At 66.9% G+C, this 8,770-nt stretch carries 8 protein-coding genes and 1 pseudogene; 7 read left to right on the forward strand and 2 right to left on the reverse strand.

The genetic code is table 11. The features are described 5' to 3' along the window. The 5 genes from WAZ62_RS06100 to WAZ62_RS06120 form a co-directional block, all read left to right on the forward strand. Positions 1 to 2,166 (forward strand): chemotaxis protein CheW (locus tag WAZ62_RS06100; RefSeq protein ID WP_422642624.1); only part of this gene is annotated, 2,166 nt, incomplete at its 5' end. Between the two features lie 31 nt (positions 2,167 to 2,197). Then, complete coding sequence (locus WAZ62_RS06105; protein ID WP_422642625.1) at positions 2,198 to 2,563, forward strand: response regulator; 366 nt, start codon at positions 2,198 to 2,200, stop codon at positions 2,561 to 2,563. Between the two features lies 1 nt (position 2,564). Then, on the forward strand, positions 2,565 to 3,716 hold the full coding sequence (locus WAZ62_RS06110; protein ID WP_422642626.1) for a protein-glutamate methylesterase/protein-glutamine glutaminase: 1,152 nt from the start codon (positions 2,565 to 2,567) through the stop codon (positions 3,714 to 3,716). After that, the gene (locus tag WAZ62_RS06115; RefSeq protein ID WP_422642627.1) at positions 3,716 to 4,537 is read left to right on the forward strand and encodes a CheR family methyltransferase; all 822 of its coding nucleotides are present in this window, start codon (positions 3,716 to 3,718) and stop codon (positions 4,535 to 4,537) included. Before WAZ62_RS06110 ends, WAZ62_RS06115 begins: the two co-directional genes overlap by 1 nt. 80 nt (positions 4,538 to 4,617) lie before the next feature. Next, the gene (locus WAZ62_RS06120) at positions 4,618 to 5,538 is read left to right on the forward strand and encodes an alpha/beta fold hydrolase (protein WP_422642628.1); all 921 of its coding nucleotides are present in this window, start codon (positions 4,618 to 4,620) and stop codon (positions 5,536 to 5,538) included. 18 nt (positions 5,539 to 5,556) lie between these two features. On the opposite strand, the gene ctrA is transcribed toward WAZ62_RS06120, so the two are convergent. Next, complete coding sequence (ctrA, locus tag WAZ62_RS06125; protein ID WP_422642629.1) at positions 5,557 to 6,264, reverse strand: response regulator transcription factor CtrA; 708 nt, start codon at positions 6,262 to 6,264, stop codon at positions 5,557 to 5,559. A 210-nt stretch (positions 6,265 to 6,474) separates the two neighbouring features. Here ctrA and fliI point away from each other — a divergent pair, with 210 nt between their 5' ends. Together fliI and WAZ62_RS06135 are read left to right on the forward strand one after the other, a co-directional pair. Beyond that, positions 6,475 to 7,800 (forward strand): flagellar protein export ATPase FliI, encoded by a 1,326-nt coding sequence (gene fliI / locus WAZ62_RS06130; protein ID WP_422642630.1) that lies wholly within the window; start codon positions 6,475 to 6,477, stop codon positions 7,798 to 7,800. A gap of 4 nt (positions 7,801 to 7,804) precedes the next feature. Continuing rightward, positions 7,805 to 8,230 carry a flagellar FliJ family protein gene (locus tag WAZ62_RS06135; protein ID WP_422642631.1) on the forward strand — a complete coding sequence of 142 codons (426 nt, stop codon included), beginning with the start codon at positions 7,805 to 7,807 and terminating at the stop codon, positions 8,228 to 8,230. Between the two features lie 58 nt (positions 8,231 to 8,288). Here WAZ62_RS06135 and WAZ62_RS06140 read toward each other — a convergent pair. Continuing rightward, positions 8,289 to 8,770 (reverse strand): annotated as a pseudogene (locus tag WAZ62_RS06140) (hypothetical protein); the annotation flags it as partial.

Below are 8,770 nucleotides of genomic sequence, written 5' to 3' on the forward strand. Positions count from 1 at the left end.
GCCCCGCTCCTCTCGGAAGCGGAGGCGGCCGAGACCGCCGTCGTTCACCGCGATCCGCCGCCTGCCCCGCCGGCCCGTCCGGCGGAAGCCGCCGACCCGAACGAGGGGCGCGGCGAAGCCCCGCTGGGCAACCAGACCCTGCGCGTTTCGGTCGATCTGCTCGAAAACCTGATGACCATGGTCTCGGAGCTGGTGCTGACCCGCAATCAGCTGCTGCAGATGGTTCGCCGCATGGGCGATACCGAATTCGCCGGCCCGCTTCAGCGCCTGTCGCTCTGCACGTCAGAGCTGCAAGAAGGCGTGATGAAGACCCGGATGCAGCCGATCGGCAATGCCTGGTCCAAACTGCCGCGCATCGTGCGCGACCTGTCGCACGAGCTGAAGAAGAAGATCGACCTGCAGATGGTCGGCGCCGAAACCGAACTCGATCGCCAGGTACTGGAGCTGATCAAGGATCCGCTCACCCACATGGTGCGGAACTCCGCCGACCATGGCCTCGAGACCCCGGCCGAGCGCCGCGCCGCCGGCAAGCCCGAGTCCGGCCGTATTACCCTGAACGCCTATCACGAAGGCGGTCACATCATCATCCAGATCGCCGACGACGGCCGGGGCCTGAACCTCGCGCGGATCCGGCAGAAGGTCGCGGCCAGTGGCCTTGCGTCCGAAGCCGATCTCGAAGCGATGTCCGAAGCCCAGGTCGCGCGCTACATCTTCCATCCCGGCCTGTCGACGGCGGACAAGGTGACCAGCGTTTCGGGTCGCGGCGTCGGCATGGACGTGGTCCGCACCAATATCGAGAAGATCGGCGGCACGATCGATCTGAAGACCAATCTGGGCAAGGGCACCACCGTCCAGATCAAGATTCCGCTGACCCTCGCCATCGTCTCGGCGCTGATCGTTGAATGCGCGGGCGAGCGTTTCGCCGTGCCGCAGATCGGTGTCGTCGAACTGGTCCGGGCGACGCCGGATTCCGAACACCGGATCGAGGAAATCAACCGCACGCCGGTCGTTCGCCTGCGCAACCGCCTGCTGCCGCTGATCTTCCTCGACGAGACCCTGAAACTGGTGCCGGCGGGAACGAAGCGCCGCGACGAAGCCTTCATCATCGTCGCCCAGGTCGGCAGCCAGACCTTCGGCATCGTCGTCGACCGGGTGTTCGATACCGAGGAAATCGTGGTCAAGCCGGTCGCCACCATCCTGCGCGACAATGCCCTGTTCTCGGGCAACACCATCCTTGGCGACGGCAGCGTGATCATGATCCTCGATCCCAATGGCCTTGCCCTGCAGACGGGCGAAGCCCTGCGCGAGAATCACGACGGTCAGGCCGATGCCGTGGCCGCCACCCAGCATGACGACGCCTCGTCGCTGCTCATCTTCCGGGCGGGCGGCAACGAACTGAAGGCGGTGCCGCTATCGCTGGTCGCCCGGCTCGAGGAAATCGAGGTCGAGCGGATCGAAAAATCCAATGGAAGGCCGGTGGTCCAGTATCGCGGACGCCTGATGCCCATCGTCTGCGCCGATGCCGAGCATCGGCTGAAGGCTTCGGGCGGGCAGCCGGTCATCGTCTTCGCCGATGGCGAACGGGCCATGGGCCTCGCGGTCGACGAGATCATCGACATCGTCGAGGATCATCTCGACGTCGAGTTGAAGGCCGAACGTCCCGGCCTGATCGGCACCGCCGTCGTCGCCGGCCAGGCCACGGGGGTCGTCGATGTCGCTCATTACCTGACCCAGGCCTATGACGACTGGTTCCGCCGCTCCGCCGCCGAGGTGGTGACGACCAACCGCAACTGGTCGATTTTGCTGGTCGACGACAGCCCCTTCTTCCGCAACATGATCATGCCCGTGCTCTCGGTCGCCGGCTATCGGGTGACCATGGCCGAGGACGCGGCCGGCGCCCTCAAGCTGCGCGAACAGGGGACCGATTTCGATCTGATCCTGTCGGATATCGAAATGCCCGGGATGGACGGTTTCGCGTTCGCCGAACATGTCCGGCACGAGGGCCGCTGGCGGACAACGCCGATCATCGCCCTGTCGTCGCGCACGGCCCCCGCCGATTTCGAGCGCGGTCGCGCCGTCGGCTTCGCCGATTATGTCGCGAAGGGTGATAAGGAAGGGCTGCTGCAATCGCTGCGCCTCACGCTCGAGAGCCGCCGCGCGGCCTGAATGACGTCTCTGCTTTTACGGGATACCGGTCATGAAGACCTGCCTCGTCGTCGATGATTCCCGCGTGATCCGCAAGGTGGCGCGCCGTATGCTCGAAGAAATCGGCTTCCAGGTCGATGAAGCGGGGGACGGTCAGCAGGCTTTGGAACACTGCGGGGCGGGCTTGCCCTTCTTCATCCTGCTGGACTGGAACATGCCGGTCATGAACGGCCTCGAATTCCTGAAGGCGCTGCGCGCGCTGCCGGGCGGCGATGCTCCGATCGTCGTCTTCTGCACGACGGAAAACGACATCGATCACATTCAGGCCGCGCTCGAGGCGGGGGCCAGCGAATACATCATGAAGCCGTTCGACCGGGAGATTCTGGAAGCCAAGCTGTCCTCGGTCGGTGCGCTCTGACATGGCCGCTGCGGGCACGATACCGGAGGGAAAGGCAGGGGATACATCACCCCTGCGAGTCATGATCGTCGACGATTCGGCGGTCATCCGCGGGATGGTGGCGCGCTGGCTGGGCGCCGAGGCCGATATCGAGATCGTGTCGACCGCGCCCAATGGCGCGATGGCGATCCGCCTGGTGGCCCGGGCCGCGCCCGACGTGATCATTCTCGATGTCGAGATGCCCGAGATGGACGGCCTGACCGCCCTGCCGGAAATCCTGCGTCTTGCCGGCAACGCCAAGGTCCTGATGTCGTCGACCCTGACCCGGTCGGGCGCCGAAATCAGCATGAAGGCCCTGACCCTCGGGGCCGCCGACTATCTGACCAAGCCCAGTTCGACCCGCGAGGCCGGCACGGTCGACATCTTCCGGCGCGAGCTGGTGGAAAAGGTGCGGGCGCTCGGCGCTTCGGTCCGGCGCCAGCGGCTGCGGACAAGGCCGGAAGCGGTCCCCGTCGCCATCGCCGAAGCCCGGCCCGCGCGCGTTCCCCCGCCGATCTCGCTGCGGGCCGCCGGGCTTGTCCGGCCGCAGGTTCTGGCCATCGGCTCCTCCACCGGGGGGCCGCAGGCGTTGTCGACCCTGCTCGGGCCGCTGGCCTCCCGCCTCGACGTGCCGATCCTCATCACCCAGCACATGCCGGCGACCTTCACCGCCATCATGGCCGAACATCTGGCCAAGGCGACCGGGGTCGCGGCGGCCGAGGCGCGTGACGGCGAAACGCTCGAAGGCCGCCGCATCTATGTCGCCCCCGGCGGTTTCCACATGATCGTGGAGCGTCAGGGGACCAGCCGCGTCCTGCGTCTCAGCAACGCCCCGCCCGAGAATTTCTGTCGGCCCTCGGTCGATCCCATGCTGCGCTCCGTCGCCACGGTCTATGGCGCCGCCAGCCTCGTCGTCATCCTGACCGGCATGGGGCAGGACGGGCTGAACGGTTGCCGGGTCATCGTCGACGCCGGCGGCACCGTGATCGCGCAGGACGAGGCCAGCAGCGTCGTCTGGGGAATGCCGGGCGCCGTGACCGGCGCGGGACTGTGTTCTGCCGTGCTGCCCCTGGGGGAAATCGGCACCGCGGCCGAGCGAATGCTCCGGGGCCCGGCCCTGGCGGGGGGGCGCTGATGAATCCGCTCGATTTCCAGTATCTCGCCGACATGCTGAAGACCCGCTCCGGCCTGATCCTGACCGGGGACAAGGGCTATCTGGTGGAATCGCGCCTGCTGCCCATCGCGCGGAAGCGGGGCCTCGCCACGCTCGACGGTCTGGTCGGCGCCCTGCGGCGCAAGGACGAGCTGCTGATCCGCGAAGTGGTCGAGGCGATGACCACCAATGAATCCTTCTTCTTCCGCGACAACACGCCGTTCGACACCTTCAAGGCCCATGTCCTGCCGCGCCTGCTCGAGTCCCGCGCGGACAGCAAGCGCATCCGCATCTGGTCGGCCGCCGCCTCGACCGGGCAGGAGCCCTATTCCCTGGCCATGCTCCTGTCCGAGCACAAGGCGCAGCTGGCCGGCTGGCGGGTCGAGATCGTGGGCACGGATATTTCGTCGGAAGTGCTGCTGCGCGCGCGCGCCGGCCTCTATACCCAGTTCGAGGTCCAGCGCGGCCTGCCGATCCAGCTTCTGGTCAAATACTTCAAGAAGGAAGGCGACCAGTGGCGCATCGCGCCCGAGATCCGCTCGATGGTGCAGTTCCGAGAATATAACCTCCTCGACAGTTTCAACAGTCTTGGGCGCTGCGATGTCGTCTATTGCCGCAATGTGCTGATCTATTTCGACCAGCCGACCAAGGCCAATGTGCTGGATCGCCTGGCCGACACGATGCCCGAGGACGGGATGCTGTTCCTCGGCGCGGCGGAAACCGTGCTGGGGCTGACCAACCGCTTCCGGCCGGTGAAGGATCGCCGGGGCCTCTACGAGGTCGCGCCGACGACGCGGCCCTGACCCCACCCGTTTGCCGGGGTTGCGACAAGCTCGCCCCCGGGACAAACTCCCGCCCATTCGGGCAAGGGAGAGATGAGGCCATGGAGTTCGTAGCGGTGGAGACGCGGGTCATCACCCTGAGCGCGGGCGCCCTGCGGCTGACCACCTTCGAGACCCTGCCGCCGGGCGATCCGGCGGATGCGCCGATCGCGCTCTGCCTGCACGGTTTTCCCGACAACAATCATTCCTTCGACGAACTGGCGCCGGTGCTCGCCAATGCCGGGTTTCGCGTGCTCGCCCCGCTGATGCCGGGTTACGAGCCGTCGTCCCAGCCGGCCGATGGCGATTACACGATCGCCGCCCTCGCCGATCATCTAGGGGCCTTGATCGATAGCCTGGGGCCGGGCCCCATCCATCTGATCGGGCACGACTGGGGCGCGGTCATCGGCCATGTCGTGGCCGCCGACCGGGGGGAGCGGCTGGCCAGCTGGACCGCGATCGCGATCCCACCCACGGGCCGGCTGATCGCGACGGCGGCCTCGGCGCCCTGGCTGATGCTGCCCTTCTGGTACATCGGCCTGTTCCAGGCGCGCGGCATCGCCGACTGGCTGCTGGAAAAGCGCGACTGGCGTCTCGTCGATGTCCTGTGGCGGCGCTGGTCGCCGGGCTGGACGCCGGCGGACGGCGTTCTCGACGGCGTGAAGGCGACCCTGTCGGCGCCGGGGGTGAAACAGGCCGCGCTCGCCTACTACCGGGCGCTGGCCTCGCCCTTCACCGGGCGTTTCAAGGAAGGCGTGCGGCGGGCGTCGCGCCGCATCAAGCTGCCCAGCCTGGTGCTGGCGGGCACGCGCGACGGCTGTTTCGCGGTTGATGCCTTCCGCCGCGCGATCCGCCCGGAAGATTATCCCGGCGGTGTCGCGCTGGAGATCATCGAGGATACCGGCCATTTCCTGCACCGGGAAAAGCCGGCCGAGGTGAACGCCCTGATCCTCGATCACCTGAAGCGTGCCGCCCGGCGCTGACCGGGCGGCGTTTCTCGATCAAGCCGTGGCGGATTTGCCCGTGTCCGCGACGACCGTCTCGCGCAGGACATAGCCCCGGCCCCAGACGGTCTCGATGTAATTCTCGCCGCCGGTCGCCTGGGTCAGCTTCTTGCGCAGCTTGCAGATGAAGACATCGATGATCTTCAGCTCGGGCTCGTCCATGCCGCCGTAAAGATGGTTCAGGAACATTTCCTTGGTCAGGGTCGTGCCCTTCCGCAAGGAGAGAAGCTCGAGCATGCTGTATTCCTTGCCGGTCAGATGAACCGGCTTGGCATCGACCTCGACGGTCTTGGCGTCGAGGTTGACGGTCATGCGGCCCGTGGTGATCTGCGACTGGGAATGACCCTTGGAGCGGCGCACGATCGCATGGATGCGGGCGACCAGTTCTTCCCGGTGGAAGGGCTTGGTCACATAGTCGTCGGCGCCGAAGCCGAGGCCCTTGACCTTGGAATCGAGCCCGCCGATGCCGGTCAGGATCAGGATCGGCGTCGTCACGCGCGAGGCGCGCAACTTCTTCAGGACATCGAAGCCGCTCATGTCGGGCAGGTTCAGGTCGAGAAGAATGATGTCGTAGTCATAGAGCTTGCCGAGGTCGAGACCTTCCTCGCCCAGGTCGGTCGTATAGACGTTCAGCCCCTCCGCGCCGAGGATCAACTCGATGCTCTTGGAAATCTGCGGATCGTCTTCGATCAATAGAACGCGCATCGGCACCCCCCGCCTTTACCGCGTTGCGGTCGTCTTGTTTACAAAGGTTAATCTGCGCCCCGCGCGCATTCGATGCAACCACGTTAACGGCCGCATGATTAACAAATGGTAGCTGCAGCGCAACATGACCGGCGCCAGGCTTTACCATCGGTTAATCGTCCGGGCGCATCATGGCCTCCTCTCCCAACCCCCGGAACGGAGGCCGAGCCCTTGCAAGCCCTGATCGCCGAGATAGACGGCATGGCCGCGCTGACCCGCTTCGCGCGCGTGGTCGCGGTACAGGGTCTGGTGGTCGAGGTCGCCGGGGTGAAGGGCATGGTCGGCGTCGGCTCGCGGATGCGCCTTGTCGGGCGCGACGGCAGCGAAACCCTGGCCGAGGTCGTCGGCTTCTCCGAAACCCGCGCGCTCGCCATGCCCTATGGCCCGATCGACAATGTCGGCATGGGGGCGCGGGTGATCATCGAGGATGGCGTGGCCGCGGTCTATCCCTCCGACCAGTGGCTGGGCCGGGTCATCGACAGCCTCGGCCGGCCGGTCGATGGCGAAGGCGATCTGCCGCGCGGCGCCCATGCCTACCCCTTGCGTCGCCAGCCGCCGCCGGCGCACCAGCGGAAACGGGTCGGCTCCAAGATCGATCTCGGCGTGCGCGCCATGAACACGTTCCTGACCTGCTGCCGGGGCCAGCGCATGGGCATTTTCGCCGGCTCCGGTGTCGGCAAGTCATCGCTTCTGTCCATGCTGGCGCGCTATTCCAGCGCCGATGTCATCGTCATCGGCCTTGTTGGCGAACGCGGGCGCGAGGCGCGGGAATTCATCGAGGATGATCTCGGGCCGGAAGGTCTCGCCCGGTCCGTCGTCGTCGTCGCGACCTCGGACGAAAGCGCCCTGATGCGCCGCCAGGCCGCCCATATGACCCTGACCGTCGCCGAATATTTCCGCGATCAGGGCAAGGACGTCCTGTGCCTGATGGATTCGGTCACGCGCTTCGCCATGGCCCAGCGCGAGATTGGCCTGTCGGGCGGCGAGCCGCCGACCAGCAAGGGTTACACGCCGACTGTCTTCGCCGAATTGCCGAAACTGCTGGAGCGGGCGGGGCCGGGCACCGGCCAGGGCACGATCACCGGGCTCTTCACCGTCCTCGTCGAGGGGGACGACCACAACGAGCCGATCGCCGACGCGGTGCGCGGCATTCTCGATGGTCACATCGTGCTGGAGCGGGCGATCGCGGAGCGGGGGCGGTTTCCCGCCATCAACATCCTGCGTTCGGTCTCGCGCACCATGCCGGGCTGCAACACGCCCGAGGAAAACCGCCTGGTCAAGACCGCGCGGCGTTACATGTCGGCCTATGACGACATGTCGGAAATGATCCGCCTCGGCGCCTATCGCCGGGGCTCCAACGCCGAGGTCGATACGGCGATCGAGCTTCAACCCCCGCTCGAGGCGTTTCTCGGTCAGGGCAAGACGGAGAAATCGACACTCGATGATGGCTATGGCCGGCTGGCCGGCATCCTGGCGCCCGTGATGAGCGAGGAGTAGGCGGATGGCAAGCAAGCGGGGGCTCCCCACCCTGATCCGCCTGCATCAGCGGATACTGGACGAAAAACGGCGAATGCTGGCCGAACTCGAACAGCTGCGGTCGGAACTCGATCACAAGATCCTGATGCTGGATGCCGAGATCGAACGCGAGCGGGCGGCGACCCATGTCTCGACTGAAGCCCTGCGCCAGTTCACCGCCTATCTCTCGGGCGCGCGCCAGCGCCGGGGCATCATGCAGCAGACGATCGACGAACTGGCCCCCAAGATCGAGGCCGCGGCCAACGCGGTATCGAGCGCCTTCCAGGATGTGAAGCGTTACGAAATCGCGGTCGAGATGAAGCTGCGCCAGCGCAAGGCCGCCGCGGCGCACGCCGAACAGGCGGAACTCGACGAGGTCGCGATCGTGCAGCACCGGCGCCGCCGGCCCTGAGGCTGCTCGGGCGGTGATCGACCCGAGCCTGTTCAGGCGGTGATCGACCCGAGCCTGTTCAGGCGGTGATCGAGATGCCGCCGCCGCGCTTCGGCCCGGTGGCGGGGCCAAGATGCGGGCCGGCCAGCGGCCCGTCCTGAATCTGGAAGGCAAGGGTGCCGGCAAGGCCGGACTCGGCCAGCAGGGCGGCGTAGCGGGCCACCAGTCCGTCGCGCAGGTCGGCCGGCATTCCCCGCCGGCTGCGCAACACCGTATCGACCCGCCCCCCTTGCGCGAAACCGTCGATCTGCAGCGGACCGAATTCGCTCGGCGACAGGTCGACGATGAAACGGGTGCCGCCCCGGGCCGGCTTCCCGTCCTGGTGGCTCTCGTCCCCGGCGCCTTCCGGCGCGCTTTCGTGACGATGCACGAAAATGACGATGGGAATGATGTCCCGCCCGTCGAAGAAGGGCAGGGGCACGCTGCGCCAGCCATGGGCCGCCGGCTCGGTCGCGGCGCGGGCCAGTTCGCCGAATTCGGCCCCGGCGCGCAGCAGCGGGC

It is taken from the genome of Zavarzinia sp. (assembly GCF_049306435.1).
Taxonomy (GTDB): domain Bacteria; phylum Pseudomonadota; class Alphaproteobacteria; order Zavarziniales; family Zavarziniaceae; genus Zavarzinia.